The 16,460-nt window shown below is 61.0% G+C and carries 16 protein-coding genes and 1 pseudogene; 7 read left to right on the top strand and 10 right to left on the bottom strand.

Annotated elements, in window-relative coordinates:
* Positions 1-186 precede the first annotated feature (186 nt).
* Both AC3WWH_RS30050 and AC3WWH_RS30045 read left to right on the top strand, forming a co-directional pair.
* Positions 187-663, top strand: a complete 477-nt coding sequence (locus tag AC3WWH_RS30050; protein WP_058323724.1) for a carboxymuconolactone decarboxylase family protein — start codon at positions 187-189, stop codon at positions 661-663.
* Positions 664-1,965 carry an alpha/beta hydrolase gene (locus AC3WWH_RS30045; RefSeq protein ID WP_058323723.1) on the top strand — a complete coding sequence of 434 codons (1,302 nt, stop codon included), beginning with the start codon at positions 664-666 and terminating at the stop codon, positions 1,963-1,965.
* 203 nt (positions 1,966-2,168) lie between these two features.
* Here the strand turns inward: AC3WWH_RS30045 and AC3WWH_RS30040 are convergent, their stop codons facing one another.
* Genes AC3WWH_RS30040 through AC3WWH_RS30030 form a run of 3 tightly spaced genes read right to left on the bottom strand, consistent with a single transcriptional unit; the run spans position 2,169 to position 4,938 of the window.
* Positions 2,169-3,419, bottom strand: a complete 1,251-nt coding sequence (locus AC3WWH_RS30040) for a Zn-dependent hydrolase (RefSeq protein WP_058323722.1) — start codon at positions 3,417-3,419, stop codon at positions 2,169-2,171.
* Between the two features lie 26 nt (positions 3,420-3,445).
* On the bottom strand, positions 3,446-4,093 hold the full coding sequence (locus AC3WWH_RS30035; RefSeq protein ID WP_058323721.1) for a TenA family protein: 648 nt from the start codon (positions 4,091-4,093) through the stop codon (positions 3,446-3,448).
* Between the two features lie 2 nt (positions 4,094-4,095).
* Positions 4,096-4,938 (bottom strand): BtpA/SgcQ family protein, encoded by an 843-nt coding sequence (locus AC3WWH_RS30030; protein WP_058323720.1) that lies wholly within the window; start codon positions 4,936-4,938, stop codon positions 4,096-4,098.
* Positions 4,939-4,963: 25 nt separating this feature from the next.
* Between AC3WWH_RS30030 and AC3WWH_RS30025 the strand changes: the two genes are divergently transcribed.
* Positions 4,964-5,863: a ribokinase gene (locus AC3WWH_RS30025; RefSeq protein ID WP_058323747.1), complete on the top strand. Its 900-nt coding sequence runs from the start codon at positions 4,964-4,966 to the stop codon at positions 5,861-5,863.
* Between the two features lie 28 nt (positions 5,864-5,891).
* On the opposite strand, the gene AC3WWH_RS30020 is transcribed toward AC3WWH_RS30025, so the two are convergent.
* Genes AC3WWH_RS30020 through AC3WWH_RS29995 form a run of 6 tightly spaced genes read right to left on the bottom strand, consistent with a single transcriptional unit; the run spans position 5,892 to position 11,587 of the window.
* Positions 5,892-6,659: a glutamine amidotransferase gene (locus tag AC3WWH_RS30020; protein ID WP_058323719.1), complete on the bottom strand. Its 768-nt coding sequence runs from the start codon at positions 6,657-6,659 to the stop codon at positions 5,892-5,894.
* 40 nt (positions 6,660-6,699) lie between these two features.
* The gene (locus tag AC3WWH_RS30015) at positions 6,700-7,767 is read right to left on the bottom strand and encodes a phosphotriesterase family protein (RefSeq protein ID WP_058323718.1); all 1,068 of its coding nucleotides are present in this window, start codon (positions 7,765-7,767) and stop codon (positions 6,700-6,702) included.
* Between the two features lie 5 nt (positions 7,768-7,772).
* Positions 7,773-8,774 (bottom strand): ABC transporter permease, encoded by a 1,002-nt coding sequence (locus tag AC3WWH_RS30010; RefSeq protein ID WP_057248344.1) that lies wholly within the window; start codon positions 8,772-8,774, stop codon positions 7,773-7,775.
* Positions 8,771-9,574 carry an ATP-binding cassette domain-containing protein gene (locus tag AC3WWH_RS30005; RefSeq protein ID WP_057248464.1) on the bottom strand — a complete coding sequence of 268 codons (804 nt, stop codon included), beginning with the start codon at positions 9,572-9,574 and terminating at the stop codon, positions 8,771-8,773. Before AC3WWH_RS30005 ends, AC3WWH_RS30010 begins: the two co-directional genes overlap by 4 nt.
* Positions 9,574-10,530, bottom strand: coding sequence for a substrate-binding domain-containing protein (locus tag AC3WWH_RS30000; RefSeq protein ID WP_058323717.1), 957 nt, complete (start codon positions 10,528-10,530; stop codon positions 9,574-9,576). The genes AC3WWH_RS30005 and AC3WWH_RS30000 overlap by 1 nt, the downstream gene beginning before the upstream one ends.
* 34 nt (positions 10,531-10,564) lie before the next feature.
* Positions 10,565-11,587: a LacI family DNA-binding transcriptional regulator gene (locus AC3WWH_RS29995; RefSeq protein WP_058323716.1), complete on the bottom strand. Its 1,023-nt coding sequence runs from the start codon at positions 11,585-11,587 to the stop codon at positions 10,565-10,567.
* Between the two features lie 309 nt (positions 11,588-11,896).
* Between AC3WWH_RS29995 and AC3WWH_RS29990 the strand changes: the two genes are divergently transcribed.
* A complete protein-coding gene (locus tag AC3WWH_RS29990) occupies positions 11,897-12,574 on the top strand; it encodes a dioxygenase family protein (protein WP_306341305.1) in 678 nt (225 codons plus the stop codon).
* A 248-nt stretch (positions 12,575-12,822) separates the two neighbouring features.
* On the opposite strand, the gene AC3WWH_RS29985 is transcribed toward AC3WWH_RS29990, so the two are convergent.
* Positions 12,823-13,194, bottom strand: a complete 372-nt coding sequence (locus tag AC3WWH_RS29985) for a nuclear transport factor 2 family protein (RefSeq protein ID WP_063891518.1) — start codon at positions 13,192-13,194, stop codon at positions 12,823-12,825.
* A 279-nt stretch (positions 13,195-13,473) separates the two neighbouring features.
* Between AC3WWH_RS29985 and AC3WWH_RS29980 the strand changes: the two genes are divergently transcribed.
* The 3 genes and pseudogenes from AC3WWH_RS29980 to AC3WWH_RS29970 form a co-directional block, all read left to right on the top strand.
* On the top strand, positions 13,474-13,983 hold the full coding sequence (locus tag AC3WWH_RS29980) for a PTS sugar transporter subunit IIA (protein WP_058323714.1): 510 nt from the start codon (positions 13,474-13,476) through the stop codon (positions 13,981-13,983).
* Between the two features lie 349 nt (positions 13,984-14,332).
* The gene (locus tag AC3WWH_RS29975; RefSeq protein ID WP_058323713.1) at positions 14,333-16,111 is read left to right on the top strand and encodes a cation:proton antiporter domain-containing protein; all 1,779 of its coding nucleotides are present in this window, start codon (positions 14,333-14,335) and stop codon (positions 16,109-16,111) included.
* A gap of 91 nt (positions 16,112-16,202) precedes the next feature.
* Positions 16,203-16,391, top strand: a pseudogene (locus tag AC3WWH_RS29970) (LysR family transcriptional regulator); the annotation flags it as partial.
* Positions 16,392-16,460: the final 69 nt, after the last annotated feature.

Here is a 16,460-nt window from a genome sequence, read left to right as displayed (position 1 = left end):
AGCCTTGGTGAATGGATGGCCGCATTATATCCCGAAGGCCCTCGTTTTCAATCTGACCTGCTGGAGGCGGGCGGCCCCCGATCGTGCGGCGCATAAACGGATGTATAGCTGCCGCACGCGGCGCGCTTCCGGCACGATAGCAAGCGACCATAACGGTCGGTTATGTCAGGCGGAGGACGAAGCAACATGACCCAGCGGTTCAATTATTCCAAGCTTTCGCCCGGCATGGTCAAAGCCATGATGGCGCTCGGCAACGAGATCAGGAATGGCTCGATCGAAGAGACGATACTCATCCTCGTCGACATGCGGGCGTCCCAGATGAACGGATGTGCGTTCTGCATCGATATGCATGCCAAAGAAGCGATCATCCATGGCGAGCGGCCGCTGCGCCTGTTCCATATCTCGGCCTGGCGTGAGTCCTTCTTGTTCTCGCCGCGAGAGCGGGCCGCGCTTGCCTGGACGGAGGCGCTGACGAAGCTCGCCGACGGTGGCGTTCCCGATGAAGTTTACGACAGAGTGAGGGGTGAACTGTCCGAGCAGGAGATTTCCGATCTCACGTTCCGGATCATGGCGATCAATGCCTGGAACCGCATCAGTGTCGCGGCCCGCGCCGTTCCTGGTTCCGCCGACAAGGTTTACGGGTTGGACAAGGCCGGTCTCTAGATGGATATCTGTCGGGCAATGGCGGGCCTCTTTATGCTTGCCTGCTTTGTCGGCTGTGCCGCGCAGCGGGCCGAGGTCACAGCGCAGCCCGTTGCCACATCACCGGCGTTGCAAGGCGGCCAGCCTGTTCGAACGCAACAAGGGTCCGGGGCACAAGACCTCCTGTACATCACCGACAGAGAGCCGACCGCCGGTTCCGGCAACCGGCTGTCCTACGGTGCAAAGCGGGCGATCTACTTGAGCTTCGGATCGATATCGATCGCCCCAAGACGCAACGCTTCTGCCGGCAGGAGAGAATTCCGGGTCGACGCCGTTTCCGAGGCTGGCCGGTTTCCGGCAACGCCCTACGGCGTCGTCGCGACGGCGAACGGACTACGCCGCACTCCGCAGGCGGTCGCGGCGCATGAACAGGCCGTCGCGTCGCTGCAGGCCGAAATTGGCCGGCGTCTCGCAACGGCCGAACGCAAGGAAGTCGTCGTCTTCGTTCACGGATACAACAACAGCTTCGAAGATGCGGCACTCGCCACCGACGAGATTTGCCGATCGCTGCAAAACCAGTTTGTCTGCATTGTCCTGACATGGCCCGCCGGAGGCGCCGGCGGTTCGTTCTTTGGCTACAACATTGACCGCGAGTCGAGCGAGTTTGCGGTTGCGGACTTCAAGAAGGCCGTTCGCGTCATCGCCGGAACGAAGGGTGTCGAGAGGCTTCACCTCCTGGCCCATAGCCGTGGAACCGACGTGCTGGCGAGTGTCGTCCAGCAGCTTGCCATCGAAGCGTATGTCAGCCGATCCTCGCTTTGGCAGCGGTACAAGATCGCGAATGCTGTGTTTTTCGCTCCCGATCTCGATCTCGATGTCGCGTCTTCCAAGTTGTTTGCCTGGGTCTCTGACCCGGACCTTGCCTTCGGAAGCAAATCGACCCCGAGCGCATTACCCTCGCAAGGCTCCATGCACCTTACGGTCTATTCGTCTCCAAGGGATGAGGCGTTGAAAGCCTCGACGCTGATCTCCGGCAGCGCGTTGCGGCTTGGTCAGCTCGCCGTCGGCAACCTTCCCAGTGACAGGAGCGAGGCGGCGTCCAAATGGGCAGGATCGCACATGGGAGGGCTGGTCGATTTCGTCGAGTATTCCGGCGGCAGCGGCTTTATCGGCCACAGCTACTTCTTGTCCGACGCTACGATCAAGACAGACCTGGTTGCGCTGATCCGCGACAGAGCCAAGGCCGGTGACCCCCGACGCCAGCTCGTGGAAATCAAGCGCCCATTCTGGCGAACGTCGGATGCTCAACAGGCGGCGCGATGATGGTTGCAACGCGTCGGGAGTTACTGTTTACCGCAAGACTAGGCTGCCTCGTTCGTCCCGGCTGAAATGTTGGGACCCGAGCGTTCTGGCGGTGCGAGGCCGCTGTTCGCGCGCTTTTGGTCCGTCAGAAAGGGCTGCGTGGTGAATGGAGGCGCGGCTCGGCTGCCTCACCATCACTCGGGTCACTGATCTCGCCCCGACCGTCATGCGCTTAGGACAATCGCTTCCATGGTGGCTGCAAGCAGCATGCGCGCACCTGTTACGGAGTGCTCTGGCTCGACATATTCGGCCTCGTTGTGGCTAAGCCCATCGCGGCAAGGCACGAAGATCATGGCCGCCGGCGCAACACGACTGACGAACAAGGCATCGTGGAAGGCGCCGGAGAGCATGCGTTTGGTCTTCAATCCGAGCGACGCGGCGGCGCGATCGAGGCCGGCCAGCAGGTCTTCCGAAAAGGCAGCCGGCGGCATGTCGAAGATCTGCCTCAATTCGCTCCGGCAGCCGGCGGCTGCGGCAGCTTTGTCGCAGGCGCGCCGGATCTGGTTTTCCAACGCGTCGATGACTGTCGTTTCCGGATGCCTGAGGTCGACGGTGAATGTCACCGAGCCCGGAATGGCATTCACCGAACCTGGCTCGACCGCAAACCGGCCGACCGTGAACCGGGCCCGCGGATCGTTCGGCATCGTGCCCTTGTAGAGCGGCTCGAGTGCGGCGACCGCCGCCGCCATCGGATCGCGACGGAACTCGAGCGCCGTCGTGCCGGCATGCGCCGCCTGGCCCGTGATCGTCACCTCCAACCACCGGGTCCCCTGGATGCCGTGGACGATGCCGATCGGGATATTCTCCCGTTCCAGCGACGGACCCTGCTCGATATGGAGCTCGATATAGCCGGAGATCGGGACGCCGAGCGGGCGCATTTCGGCCTCCGGCAAGGCGTGCAGCGTTGCCTTCAACTCCTCGACGAACCGGGCGCCGTCGCGACCGCGAAGATCGGACCAGGCGTCAGGGATCGTGGCCGCGGCGAAGGCCATGGAACCCATGGTCCCCGGTTGGAACCGGCTTCCTTCTTCGTTGGTCCAGGCAACGACCTCGATCGGCAGATCCGTTTCGATCCCGGCATCCTCAAGGCTTTCCATCGCCTCGAAGGCCGAAAGGGTTCCCAGAGCGCCATCGAAGCGTCCGCCGGTCGGCTGGCTGTCGAGGTGGCTGCCGATGACGAAGGGGGGCTTTTCGGGAAAGCGGCCTTCGCGCCGGATGAACAGGTTCGCCATCGGATCCTGAAACACGCGAAAACCGCGCGCGAGCGCGCGCTCGGCCAGAAGGCGCCTTGAGGCGCGATCTTCGGCCGACAGGGCCTGTCGGTTGACGCCGCCGGCAGGCGTCGCCCCGATCCTTGCGAAGTCATCGAGGCGCTGCAGCAGTCGCTTGCCGTCAATTTCGATGCGAGAGGTCATGGTCGGCTCCTGACAGGTCGTCCCGATCAGCCGTAGGCTGCGTCATGAAAGGCGATTTCCAGTTGCTGTGCGCGCCCGAAGATAGCGCTCAGACGTTTGCGCTCGGAAACGTCGAGCGTGTCGCCGGCGGCGTCGAGCTCTTGCTTCAGCCACTTCGCCTGCGCCGCGAAATCATCATCCGCATGCATTTCGACCCATTCTTTCAGGTGCGGATCGGCAATGTTTGCTTGCGCAGCCCTTTTCGACCAGGTCCAGTACATCCATTCCGCGGCGAACATGGCGGCGACGGTATCGAGGAAGCCTCCGTTGCGGGCGATATCCAGCATGCCCGTTCGGAAAGCCTCGACCTCGGCAACATCGAGATCGTAGGCGCCGGGATCGATGCTGCGCTCGGCAAAAATCCGTTCGAAATAGGCAATCTGCTGGTTGGCGAGCGCATCCAGAACGGCGATCAGCCAGCGCTTCTGTACGATCGTCTCGGCCTTCGCCGTCGCAAAGGCGAAGATCGAGATCGCGGTCTCGACGAAGGCACCCTCATAGACGAGATAGCGTTCGAAAACTCGCGGGGACAGGCGCTCCAGCACGATGTCGTCGACGAAGCGATGGTTCACCATGGCTTCGAAGACGGCAGCGTTTTCCCGCAGGATCTGTTCCGAAAGCGTTTCAGCCGCCATCGTCATGCCTCCAGCGCGGGTTCTGCGGCGGCGCGGAAAGCTTTGACCCGCTCGAGGTCGACCGGGTTCCACCAGACCCCGCCCTGCTTCAGCGACGAGGCAACGATCACGCCGTTGGTGCGCTTGAGTATTTCGACGATGTTGTCCTTGGTCACGCCCGAGCCGACCAGAAGCGGCAGATGCGTGGCCGAGCCGATCTCTTCGATTTCCTCTATGGTTGCTGTGTTGCCAGTGCGCTGACCGGTGGCGATCACGCCGTCGGCATCGAAGAAGGCGAGGTCACGCGTCAGTTCCTGGATCGACCGGTCGGCGACGATCGCGTGAGCGCCATGCTTCACGTGGCTGTCGGCAAAGACCTTGATGTGCTCGGCGCGCAGCAGCGAACGATATCGCATTGCTTCTGCCGCACGGCCCTCCATGAAGCCTTCATTGGCGACATAGGCATTGGCCCACTGGTTGACGCGGATGAGCCTGGCGCCGCCGGCCATGGCGATCGCAAAGGCCGGGATCGGCGCATTGGCAAGGACGTTGATGCCGAGCGGCACACCGGTGGCCCGCGCGATCCGGTCGGTGACGACGGACATGAAGGCCGCCGTTTCGTGGCCGATATCTTCCGGTTTGGAGAAGGGCACGTCGCCATGATTTTCGATCATCAGGCCATGCAGGCCACCCTCGACCAGCGCCTCGGCATCACGCATGCAGGCATCGTAGATGGTCGACATATCGGCGCCCCGATAGCGCGGCGCACCGGGGAAGGCCGGGCAATGGATCATGCCGATCAGAACCTTGTCAGTCCCGAATATTTCCCTTATGGCGCTTGAGGACTTGTCAGATATTTCCTGCATTTCTCTCCCTTTCGAAGGTATGTTCATGCACGCTTACGTAATCGGTAATGTGACGGTGGACGAGACCATCGCCGTGTCGGAAATGCCGGCCGCGGGCGCATCGATCCATGGCAGTCAGCGATCCCGGGATCTTGGTGGCAAGGGCGCGAACCAGGCGGTCGTGATGGCCCGGACGGGCCTGCCGACGAGCCTTGTTGCCGCTTTCGGCGACGGCTTTCGCGCCGACATGATCCGCCAGCACCTGGCGAGCGAACCGGTCGTCAGTCGCCTTGTGCCCATCCCCGGGAAGTCCACCGACTTCTCGATCGTGCTGACCACACCGGATGGCGAAAACGTCAACATCACCACGACCGACTGCGCGCAAAACCTCACGCTTGCCGATGCCATCGCGCCCTTTGCCAATGCCGCTCCCGGAGAACTCGCGGTGCTCCAGGGCAATCTGTCCGACGAGACGACCCGAGGCGTGCTTGAGGCCGCTCGCACCCGCCGAATGACTACTGCCTTCAATCCGTCTCCCTTGCGTCCCTATTTCAGCAACCTGTGGCCTTTGACCGACATCGCCTTTCTCAATGAGGGCGAGGCGCAGGCAATGACCGGCACACGTGGCGAAGAGGCTGCCCGCAAGTTGCTTGCGGCTGGCGTTCGCGAAGTCGTCCTGACCTTCGGCGGCAACGGCGCCATGCTTGTCACAGCCGAGGGCAGCGTCCGTGTTGCTGCCGTCGAATGCGACGTCGTCGACACGACAGGTGCCGGCGACACGTTCATGGCGGTGGCGCTGGCATCCGCGGCACTGCGTGGCAGCGGCCTCGACAAGACCGCCATCGAACATGCGACGCGGGCTGCCGCCATCACCGTCAGCCGCCCGGGCACCCGCTCGGCGTTCCCCTCGGTCGAGCAACTGACGGCGATCCTCGCCGCGCGCTGAGTTTTCAACCCAGCGCGCTTTGCCGTGCCTAGCGCGCCGTCTGCGTCATCCATCCGAGGATGTTCTTCCAGAGGCGGCCGTAGCCCTCCCACTCGCAGAATGCCGGCGACAGCCAGTGCGGGCCGATATCGGACGTCCAGGCGGCGGTGCGGCCCTTGCCGAAGCTGCCAAGGACGAGCAGCGGGTGGCCGCCCTGGTCTGCCGGAAGACGGGCGATGACCTCCGCGCCCGGGCGCACCTCCACTTCGTTGACGCCGAGAAGCAGCGGCCAGTCGCCCGAAAGCCCCGCCATGGTCGGATGATCCGGCTTGACGACGTCGGCGACCGCGCCTTCCGGGATTTCGACGCGGTCGTCATAGGGAAGGCAGGTGACGGGAAGCGTGTCTTCGACCGCCGTACGGCGCCAGCGCGCCTTGCCGTCGATGCCCTGGAAGGAGAAGTAGCCGCCGACCATCAGCAATGCGCCGCCTTTTTCCACCCAGGCCTTGATCAGCTTCAGCCGGTTCGGAACGGTGCGGGAGTGCAGCCACACGGCCGGCGGCAGCAACAGCGAGTTGGCGCCGATGTCCGACAGGATGATGGCGTCGTAGGCGTCGAGGCCGGCCATCTCATAGGGGAACTGTTCGACCGCGTCGTGCGCGGTCATGTAGGTCAGCTCGAATTCGCTGCCCTTCAGCACCTTGACGAGCGGTTCCGCCCCGAGATGAAAGGTGACGCTGCCGAACTGGTCGAAACCCTTGTAGTGGGTGGCGGAGCTAACCCAGCTCTCGCCGACGAGAAGTACTTTCTTGGTCATGGTCTATCCGTAGGTCTTGAATTGCGTTTGGAGCCGACTGTCAGGCTCCGGTTTGGAATACCGAGCGGGGGTTGCCCCGCATCATCCGGTCGAGCGCATCGTCGTTCAGTCCGTGTCGTTTGAGGCGCGGCAGGAAGTGGCGCAGGACGTAGGCATAGCCGTTGCCTCCGTAGTGGCTGAGCATCATCTTCAGGAACACGTCGTGCGAAAGCAGGATGCGGTCGATGTGGCCGGCCTCCACCAGCCTTGCGATCGCCCGTGCGGCCTCCTCGTCGCTCGGGCATTGCACCTGCTGATCGGCATAGAAAAAGTCCATGCCGATCATGTCGTATTCGATGAACGCGCCGCGGGCGGCAAGTTCGCTCTGGTATGCGAAATCATCGTGCGACGGGTTCATGTGGCAAAGCACGGTGTGGCGGAGATCAGCACCTTCTTCAGTGATGACATCGAGCACGCGATGGCCGAGCCGGAACCAGCCCGGGAGATGCACCATCAGCGGCAGACCGGTTCGAATCTGCGCCCGGGCCGCGCCGCGCAACGACTTTTCCTCCGCCGGGGTGAAATCCGCGGAGACGCCGATCTCACCGATCAGCCCGATTTTCACATCCGTGCCATCGACGCCTTCGATCGCCTCGCGAACGATGCCGTCGGCGATCTGGTCGACGCTCATGCCGGCTACCTCGGCCGGATGGGAGGAGGCGAGGTAATATCCCGCACCCATCACGATGTTGAGGCCGGTCGCCCTGGAAATCCGCCTGAGCGCCAGCGGGTTTCTGCCGATGCCTTTGCAGGTGGGTTCGACGACCGTGCGGCCCCCTTCGGCGGCGAAGGCTTTCAGTTCGGCGATTGCCAGGGGTTCGTCGTCAAGCGTGATGTTGTGCTTGTTGACGAAGGGATCCTGGCGCAGTTCGCCGAGGATCTCCATGCAGACGAAACCTTCGGCGAGATACTGACGCTCCTTCGTCTGCGGCGCGTTCCACCAGCAGCGGCAATCGTTGAGGATATGCTCGTGCATCAGCGTGATGCCAAGCTCTTCCGCATTGATCGCCCCCGTCACGGTCATCACCTTGCCGGATCGCACATGTGCTTCAGACAGTTCTTGTGTCATGACGGCTATCTCTTCTTGCCGCCGAGGCGAAAGTTGGCGGTGAAGATCCGGGTGTTGAGCCAGATCGCGACGAGAATAATCGCGCCTGTCACGATCTGCGTGAAGAACGGCGAGATATGCATCAGAATCAGGCCGTTACCGATGACCGCAATCGTCATGGTGCCAAGCACTGTGCCGAGGATCGTGCCGCGACCGCCCATCAGCGACGTTCCGCCCAGCACCACCGCGGCGATGACCTGCAGCTCGAAGCCGACGGCCGCATTCGACGAGCCGGAGCCGAGCCGTGCTGCGATCAACAGGCCGGCAAGGGCGCAGGCAACCCCGGCGATCATATAGACCGAAGCGATCACCCATTTCGCCGGCATGCCGACGCGACGGGCGGCCTCCATGTTGGAGCCGACTGCAACGACCTGGCGGCCGTATTTGGTCGAGGATATGACGACATAGCCTGCGACTGCGACCGCGACTGCGATCAGCGCCGGAACGGGGATGCCCAACAGTTCGCCGCGGCCAAGCATGAAGAAGCCCGGTGCGTCCTTGATCGGGATCGAGTAGCCCTGCGTCAGATAGAGCGCGAGCCCGCGCAGGATCGACAGGCCCGCAAGCGTGACGATGAACGCCGGAATGCCCTGATAGGCGGTGAACCATCCCTGGACGAAGCCGAGAAATGCGCCGAAGAAAAGCATGGCGACGACGACCAGAGGCCATGGATAGCCCATCGCCATCACGATGGCGGCAACCGCATTGACCAGCGCGACCTGCGAGCCGACCGAGAGGTCGATACCGCCGGTGATGATGACAAGCGTCATGGCGACCGCGACGATGAGGATCGGCGCCGCCTGGCGGATGACGTTCAGAATGTTGCCGAGCGTCATGAACGTGTCGGTCGTGGCAGCGAAGAAGACCACGCAGGCTAGGAAAAAGAAGGCGATCGACAGGACCTGGGCGTTTTCAGACAGGAAATCCGCCGCCGGCGAGCCTTTTGCGCGTTCGGTATAGGCCGTCATTGCTTGGCTCCTTCCCCGACGATCAGCTTGACGAGGTCTTCCAGGTTGGTCTTGCCGATTTCGCGCTCGGCCACCTTGGTGCCTTCGTACATGACGGCAATGCGGTCGCAGACACGGAACAGGTCCTGGAGGCGATGGGTGATCAGGATGACGGACACGCCTTTCGCTTTAACGCGGTTGATGAGCGCGAGCACGGCTTCGACCTCCGCCACGGCAAGTGCCGAAGTGGGCTCGTCCATGATCAGGACCTTCGGATTGAACGAAGCGGCACGCGCAATCGCGATCGCCTGGCGCTGTCCGCCCGAGAGTTGAGCGACCTTGCCGGTCAGCCGCGGAATGCGGATTTCCAGAGCGTCGAGCATCTTGCGGGCTTCGGCGAGCATGGTCTTCGTATCGAGAAATGGCCCTTTGCTGATTTCTCGACCGAGAAAGAGATTGCCGACCACATCGATGTGGTCACAAAGGCTCAGATCCTGGAAAACCATTTCGATATTGCGGTTGCGGGCATCAGCAGGCCCCGAAAACCGAACCTCTTCGCCTTCCAGAGTAATGGTCCCACCATCGGGTATGTAGGTTCCCGAGATGACCTTGGTCAGCGTCGATTTGCCGGCGGCATTGTCGCCGACGAGGCCAAGGCACTCGCCGGGATAGATGTCGAGGTCAACACCACGCAGCGCCTGGTGCGATCCGAACGTCTTGATAATCCCCTTGAGGGACACGCGGGGACTGGCACCGGTGCGGGAGGGCAGAGCCCCCCCGACACCAGCGACAGCGGGAGGATGCTGTCTTTCAGTCGTCATCATTTGAAGATCGCCCGATATGGCTCGACGTTGTCCTTGGTGACGATCGTTACCGGCACGGCGATGGTCTTCTCGACGCTGCCGCCGTCGGATACCTTCTTCAAGGCGTCAACGGCAGCCGCACCCATGGCGGCCGGATCCTGCTGGATTACGGCGGTGACGTAGCCGGCATCGATGCCCGCGATCGCCTGGGCCGTCAGGTCCCAACCGAAGACCTTCACGCTATCCTGCTTGCTCTGGCTCTCGACCGCGGCGATGGCACCCATCAGGGCCGGCTCGCCGGTCGCGTAGATCGCCGTCAGGTCAGGGTTGCCGGTGATCAGGTTCTCGGCGGCCGAGAGCGCGTTGTCCTGCACATTCTGTCCGTCGACGACGCCGGCCGAGCTGATGCCGTCGACACCCTTGATGGTCTTTTCAAATCCCTCCTGGCGAACGTTCTGGATGAAGGAGTTGAGCGCGCCGACGACACCGATCTTGGCCTTGCCGTCGGCATTGGCCTTGACGTAGTCGAGGAAGAACTTGCCCATATCGGCACCCGCCGTGGCGTTGTCGACGCCGATCTGCGCCTTTTGCGGGCCCTCCGGCAGGATCGCGTCGATGGCAACGACGGGGATCCCGGCTTCGGCCGCCTGGTTGACGGCCGGCATGATGCCGTTGACGTCGATTGCGACGACGGCGATGCCATCGACCTTCTGCTGGATATAGGTCTCGATCGCGCTGTTCTGCGCGGCCGGATCGTTGTTGGCATTGAAAATGACGAGCTTCGCGCCGGCGGCGTCGGCCGCCTTCTGCGCGCCTTCGTTCATCTGATTGAAGAACAGCGCCTGCTGGTTGATCTGCACGAGTGCAAAGGTCTTTTCGGCGGCAAGAGCCGGTGAGAGAGCCGCGCCGAGGGTCGTCAATGCCGTGAAGCCAAGCGTGGCGACTAAGGTCCTGCGTTTCAAAGTCCAATTCATGTTCTCATCCTCTGTTGGTTCTCCATTGCGTGATTTATCGTTTCGCAGGCGGAGCAACGGATTTCCGCACGACGATTTCGACTGGCAGGAGCTCCTCGATGGGAGCCTGCTTGTCCTGCCAGTTTGTTTCGAGAAGAAGGGAGAGGGCACGCTCGCCGATCGCGCGGACCGGCTGGCGAATGGCGGTCATGGGCGGACCGAAAAGGTGGAGCGGGCCGACATCGTCGAAGCCGATGACCGAGACGTCGTCCGGGATCGACACCCCCTGGTCACGGAAGACCTCGATCATGCCAATGGCGATTTCGTCCGAACTGGCGAAAATTGCCGTTGCCGGGCGGCCTTCCTCGATGAAGCGCTTTGCTGCCTGCCGTCCGAAAGCCACCGTGTAGTCGCCGGCGTATTTAGAAAGACGGAAATCCTCGCCAAAAGCGTCGCGCACCGCCCGTTCAAGACCGTTGAAGCGCCGACGTGAACTGATCATCGCTTCCGGGCCGCCGACGAACAGTACATCTTTGTGCCCGAATTCGGCCAGATGCCTGCCGGCAAGCGATCCGCCCAGCTCATTGTCGCAGAACAGCTTTGGCGCCTGAGCACCCGGAACGTCTTCGTCGGCGATCACGACTTTGCCGGTTCGGTTTATCAGGGTGGCGAGTTGACCGTCATCCGGGTGGTTGGTGACGAAGATCAGGCCATCGACGTGATTGCGCTCAATGAGCTGGAGATAGGCGACCTCGCGACCGGCGCGGTTGAGTGTCGCGTAAAGAGAGACGGCAAGCCCGCGAGTATCCGCTTCTTCTTCGACCGCGGCCACGAGCGTGGCGAAGAACGGATTGGCGATATCCGGAACGACAAGACCGATCGTATCGGAACGACCGCGGCTGAGCCGGCGGGCATGCGGGTTGGGCTGGTAATTGAGGTCGTGGATCGCGTCGGAGATCCGCTTCTTCGTCTCGTGAGGAAGGTCGAGCGATCCGTTCAGCAGCCGCGAGACCGTCGTCACGGAAACGCCGGCAGCGCGGGCTACATCCTTGAGGCTTGTGACGCGTCGTGTGGTCACCTTGGCTCCATCCCCCGTTGTAAACCGTTTTACTAAAGCGCTTTACAATAAGATTTCGACTTTCGTGTTCTGTCAAGATAATTTCTCTGCTCCGGCGAGATACGTCCTTGCACGGTGTCGTTGTGAGGATGGCCAAACGATTAGATTGGTCGAGAATGTCGATTCCCATCAAGGCGTGAGATTTGGGTAGCTTTCGACCTAAAGCAGACGACGTCAATGGAACGGCATTGTTACTGCTCCAAGTCAGACACCAGATGCCGGCGTGCAAACCGTGTAGACCGGCGACGCTTCAGCAGCAGCCCTCGCCTGATGAAGTGGCCGGTCGCGAATTCTGTTAATGTCCGCCCCACTTCTGCCCAATGGACCCGCAACGATCTTGGCTTCCATGTTTGGAGATACAACGCCATGCCGACCCGGCGACATTTCCTTATCAGCTGCGTCGCCACGCCGATTGTGCTGCCGAGACTCGGCCATGCAGCCGGCGCTCCCGTGCAGCTGCCGCTTACGGCTAGTTGCGGTGATAACCGCGATCTGACGCCGGCACAGACCGAAGGCCCGTATTTTACGCCGCAGAGCCCTGAAAAACAGGACTTCGCGAGCGATGCACCGGGCGGTGAAAGAATGACACTTGTTGGCTACGTGCTAACCAAGGACTGCCAACCGGTAGCAAAAGCGTTGATCGAGCTATGGCACGCCGATGAGACCGGCACCTACGACAATAGCGGATACAAACTCCGCGGACATCAATTCACGGATGCAGAAGGCAAATGGTGGTTCGAGACGATCGTGCCTGGACTCTATCCTGGTCGCACCCGGCATTACCACGTGAAAGTCCAAAGGCCCGGCGGGAACGTGCTGACGACGCAGCTGTATTTTGCCGATGAGCCGGACAATGAGCGTGACCGCATATTCAACGCAGACTTGTTGCTCGACATCAGAACGACGAGCGACGGAAAATTCGGCCGTTACGATTTCATAGTGGCGTAGCTGGCGCGTTGCATCCAGCCCTTACCGGCTCTACTCGTTGGCCGCTGCCACGGCAGCGGTGTGGCTCCGCGATTGCACGTCGGTCGCCATCGCCTTGCGTAGAGCCGAGACGCTGATGTCCGGTTTGAGGAGAGGACGGACGTCGTTCCAGAGCCCGAGCGCGAACGGTCGGATCAGGCGTTGGTTCCCCAGCCAAAGTCAGGGGTTGAGTAGCAACGGAACAAAAACCCTACATAAGCTCCGGTTCGTCAGGTGATGATGGTTCCTTGGTGGAAGACGATCTGCCATGCACCATCTGTCTTTCGCCAAAGCGTCGTCCTGCGAGTTCGCCTGTCAGGCTGCTGAAGGACATAGTTGAGCTGGTATAGGTTCTCAGCAAGCTGCCGGATTGAGAAATCAGTGCACGACCAGTCGTCAGGTTCCGGCGTTTTGTAGCGTTCCAGGAGGTTTTCGATGACGAAATCGCGGCCATAGATTTTGCCACTTGCGCCGATCTCCCAGAAATCATCGGCCGTCATTTTCAGAAGATCTTCCCGGCTGGTGCCAAACTCCCGCTGATGGAAGATTGGTTCGCGGGCGGCGAGCTCACTAAGAATGGCATCAAGATTGGATTTCTGCATTCGCGCTCCTTATCGGCCTGCTTTGAGGCCGCCGCGATCGCCGCAACAGACCCCGGTTTAATGTGACCCGCTTCCACGTGTCTGGCCGCGATTGAGCGTCGGTCGTTTGGCGACCAACAAATACTTCTTGAGGACGGTCGTCCCCGCTCCGAAAGACTATTGGGCGTTTGCTGCGACGTCGCTTGAAATCGGAGGCACAAGGCACCAGTTCAAAATTGGGCAATATGGAGTGAAACCAGCGCGATCTTTGCCGGCCAGAGAGAAGCGGGGGAGGAGAAAATGAATGATGAAAAACTCGGCTTCGAAGATGATTTGATGCTCGGCGTGCCGGCGGGGGGCGGGCGGGCGGTTCTCCAGGCCATTTCGTCTCACCTAGCGCAGCGCACTCGCGTCCCAGCCAGTGTCATTCTAGACGGCCTGCTCGACCGGGAGGCTCTTGGTTCGACGGGTTTCGGGGAAGGCTTTGCCCTACCGCACGCGTTTATTCCGGGTTTGATAACTGCGGCTAAAGTGCTTGTTACCCTGCGCGAACCGATCGAGTTCAACGCACCCGACGACGAGCCAGTCGATATCTTTCTCGCGGTGATATGGCCTTACGGGCAACATGAAGGTTTCTTGCAATACCTCTCCAAGCTTTGTCGTGTCTTTCGCTCAAAGAAGTTGTTGGCGGCCCTGCGAGGGGTACGATCTGAAACAGAGGCCTTAATCGTGCTTTCGGCGGCCGTTTGCACAACTGCTCCAAGTGCGCAAAGCTCTGTCACAGCCTCATATGGTCCGCCTCTGCGGTAGTTCGATGCCCTAAATCGCGTGATTGGCGCGTTCGGTCGTCGCTTCGTGCCGAGTCTTGGCTGGCTCGGCATACGACACAAAGCCTGTTCTCCCGTTTCCAGCGCCGTTAGCCATCTAGGCATTGGTTCCCGGCGCGGTTCGGGAAGGCGTACGAACCTGCTAACAGTGCGAAGCCGTCCGTGCGTGAAAATACGGAACTGTCGTCGCCACCAGCCACAAATGCGAGGGTACCACTCCCGGGACATTCCTCTGAAAATGAGAGTAGGATCCTTCAGGGGGAGAAAAGAGATGCCAGTCGACTTGGTACACTATGCGCCCGTCACTCTGAGCCAAGGGTTGTGAGCTATCGATGACGCCAGGACCAGAAAATTACAAGGAGCTTCTGCTTTTTCTGACGACGGCAGGCGTTATCGTGCCACTGTTTGGGCGATTGAAACTGAGCCCGGTTTTTGGCTTTCTCGCAGCCGGCATCTTGCTTGGTCCCTTCGGTCTTGGAGCGCTCGTAGGAGATTGGCCGTGGCTCTCCGCAATCTCAATCACCGACGTTGGACAGATCGCGTATCTTGCGGAATTCGGCGTGGCATTCCTGCTTTTTATGATCGCGCTCGAGCTGTCGTGGAGCCGTCTTCTGTTAATGCGCAAGCTCGTCTTCGGATTGGGCGGCCTTCAGGTTATCACCTCGACAGCCGTCCTCGCGGCCATCGCGGGCTTGCTGGGCCAAACTCCGGCTTCAGCGGTGGTGCTTGGCAGTGCGCTCGCCATGTCGTCGACGGCGATCATTCTACCGTCGCTTGTTGAGCGCAAACTGCTGAACACAACCGTTGGGCGGGCCAGTTTCGCCGTATTGCTCTTCCAGGATCTCGCCGTGGCGCCTCTCCTGTTCATGGTGACGATTTTGGGTTCGCGCGGAGGGACGGGGCTCGGCGCCGGCCTGTTGTATGCTCTGGCGCCTGCCGCAGTGGCGCTTTTCGCGATGGCCGGCATCGGTCGCCTCATTCTGCGACCTTTGTTCAAACTGGTCGCGACAACAAAGAGTAACGAATTGTTCGTCGCTGCATGCCTCTTGGTCGTAATCGGTTCTGGCCTAATCACAGCCCTCAGTGGTCAGTCGATGGCGCTCGGCGCTTTCGTTGCAGGTCTCTTGCTCGCTGAAACCGAGTATCGTCGTCAGATCGAGGTTACCATCCAGCCCTTCCAGGGGCTTTTGCTTGGGCTCTTCTTCGTATCCGTTGGAGCTCGTCTGGATCTTTCCGAGATCATTGCCAACCCGGTCGTCACAGTCGGCGTCGCGATCGGGCTGTTTGCCATAAAAGCTCTGACCCTCTTTCCGATCGCGCGCCTGTCAGGACTGACGACCCGCCATGCCGGCGAAGTCGCACTTGTGCTAGGACCTGGCGGCGAGTTCGCATTAATCCTTATCGGCGCTGCTGTGGCAGGCAATGTTGTCCCTGGTGCCGTTGCCGCCACTGCCACAGTCGCGGCAACCTTGACGATGATCGGCGTTCCCTTGCTGGTGCGCCTGCTGGGCCGCGATAGGGCATATGCCGGGACGGCTGATCCTTCGTTTGCAGGACTAACGCCCCAGCATGATGACGGCTTAGAGCGTGTGATCGTCGTCGGCTATGGACGTGTCGGGCAACTGGTCGCGGAGATGCTCACGCGACATGGGTTGAGGTTCCTGGCAATCGACGCCGATCCCGCGCTTGTCGGCAAGGAGCGAGGGCGCGGTTCTACGATCTATTATGGCGATGCCACACGAATCGAGTTGCTTCGACGCTGCGGAATCCAGAGTGCTCGCGCACTTGTTGTAACCTTGGATAACGCAGAGGCTGTGGCCTCTATCGTCTCCTCTGCAAGATCCGAGCGGGCGGATCTCACTATTGTCGCCCGCGCACGAGATGCGGTGCACGCAACTGAGTTATACGAACTCAAAGTGACGGATGCGGTGCCAGAGACCATCGAAGCCAGCCTCCAACTGTCGCAGGCGGTGCTCATTGGCATCGGCATTCCGATGGGCCCGGTGATAGCATCCATTCATGAGCGACGGGATGAGTTTCGCAAGATGCTACAGCCAGCGGACGGTTCGAACAGAGAACGGCATGCGATCCGGCCGCGAAAGTCGAAGTGAGGCAAAATCACTACGATAAGCATGAGAAACGTGCGGAGGCATGCCGCTGCCGGGCCACAGTTTTACGGCGAGGGCATCTGATGCACCCATGACTTTGTCGCACGAGCGGTATCTGCTGGCGGTCGAAAAGACGAGCCCGCTGGCGCTTCGAAGCGAGATCGACATCGAGGACCTTCGCTCCGAAAGGATCATCGCCTTTTCCCGTCAGAACCTCTCCTACTCGGAGCGTTATTTCTCCGAGATGTTCGAAACCCATGGCCTGACCGGCAACATCGCCTATAGATCCCATGAGGAGTGAACAGCGGCCGGCGCTCTGGCAGAGTGAGGCTGCATCAAAGCGCTCGCTCAG

The sequence above is a fragment of the Ensifer sp. EB106-03-01-XG145 genome, assembly GCF_058792075.1.
Note: the sequence above shows the minus strand (reverse complement) of the source record. Positions and strands in the feature narration are given on the sequence as shown.

Excerpts from the sequence above, each read along its gene's own strand:
- AC3WWH_RS30050 (WP_058323724.1), top strand. The coding sequence starts at position 187 with ATGACCCAGCGGTTCAATTATTCCAAGCTTTCGCCCGGCATGGTCAAA.
- AC3WWH_RS30045 (WP_058323723.1), top strand. The coding sequence starts at position 664 with ATGGATATCTGTCGGGCAATGGCGGGCCTCTTTATGCTTGCCTGCTTT.
- AC3WWH_RS30040 (WP_058323722.1), bottom strand. The coding sequence starts at position 3,419 with ATGACCTCTCGCATCGAAATTGACGGCAAGCGACTGCTGCAGCGCCTC.
- AC3WWH_RS30035 (WP_058323721.1), bottom strand. The coding sequence starts at position 4,093 with ATGGCGGCTGAAACGCTTTCGGAACAGATCCTGCGGGAAAACGCTGCC.
- AC3WWH_RS30030 (WP_058323720.1), bottom strand. The coding sequence starts at position 4,938 with ATGCAGGAAATATCTGACAAGTCCTCAAGCGCCATAAGGGAAATATTC.
- AC3WWH_RS30025 (WP_058323747.1), top strand. The coding sequence starts at position 4,964 with ATGCACGCTTACGTAATCGGTAATGTGACGGTGGACGAGACCATCGCC.
- AC3WWH_RS30020 (WP_058323719.1), bottom strand. The coding sequence starts at position 6,659 with ATGACCAAGAAAGTACTTCTCGTCGGCGAGAGCTGGGTTAGCTCCGCC.
- AC3WWH_RS30015 (WP_058323718.1), bottom strand. The coding sequence starts at position 7,767 with ATGACACAAGAACTGTCTGAAGCACATGTGCGATCCGGCAAGGTGATG.
- AC3WWH_RS30010 (WP_057248344.1), bottom strand. The coding sequence starts at position 8,774 with ATGACGGCCTATACCGAACGCGCAAAAGGCTCGCCGGCGGCGGATTTC.
- AC3WWH_RS30005 (WP_057248464.1), bottom strand. The coding sequence starts at position 9,574 with ATGACGACTGAAAGACAGCATCCTCCCGCTGTCGCTGGTGTCGGGGGG.
- AC3WWH_RS30000 (WP_058323717.1), bottom strand. The coding sequence starts at position 10,530 with ATGAATTGGACTTTGAAACGCAGGACCTTAGTCGCCACGCTTGGCTTC.
- AC3WWH_RS29990 (WP_306341305.1), top strand. The coding sequence starts at position 11,897 with ATGAAGTGGCCGGTCGCGAATTCTGTTAATGTCCGCCCCACTTCTGCC.
- AC3WWH_RS29985 (WP_063891518.1), bottom strand. The coding sequence starts at position 13,194 with ATGCAGAAATCCAATCTTGATGCCATTCTTAGTGAGCTCGCCGCCCGC.
- AC3WWH_RS29980 (WP_058323714.1), top strand. The coding sequence starts at position 13,474 with ATGAATGATGAAAAACTCGGCTTCGAAGATGATTTGATGCTCGGCGTG.
- AC3WWH_RS29975 (WP_058323713.1), top strand. The coding sequence starts at position 14,333 with ATGACGCCAGGACCAGAAAATTACAAGGAGCTTCTGCTTTTTCTGACG.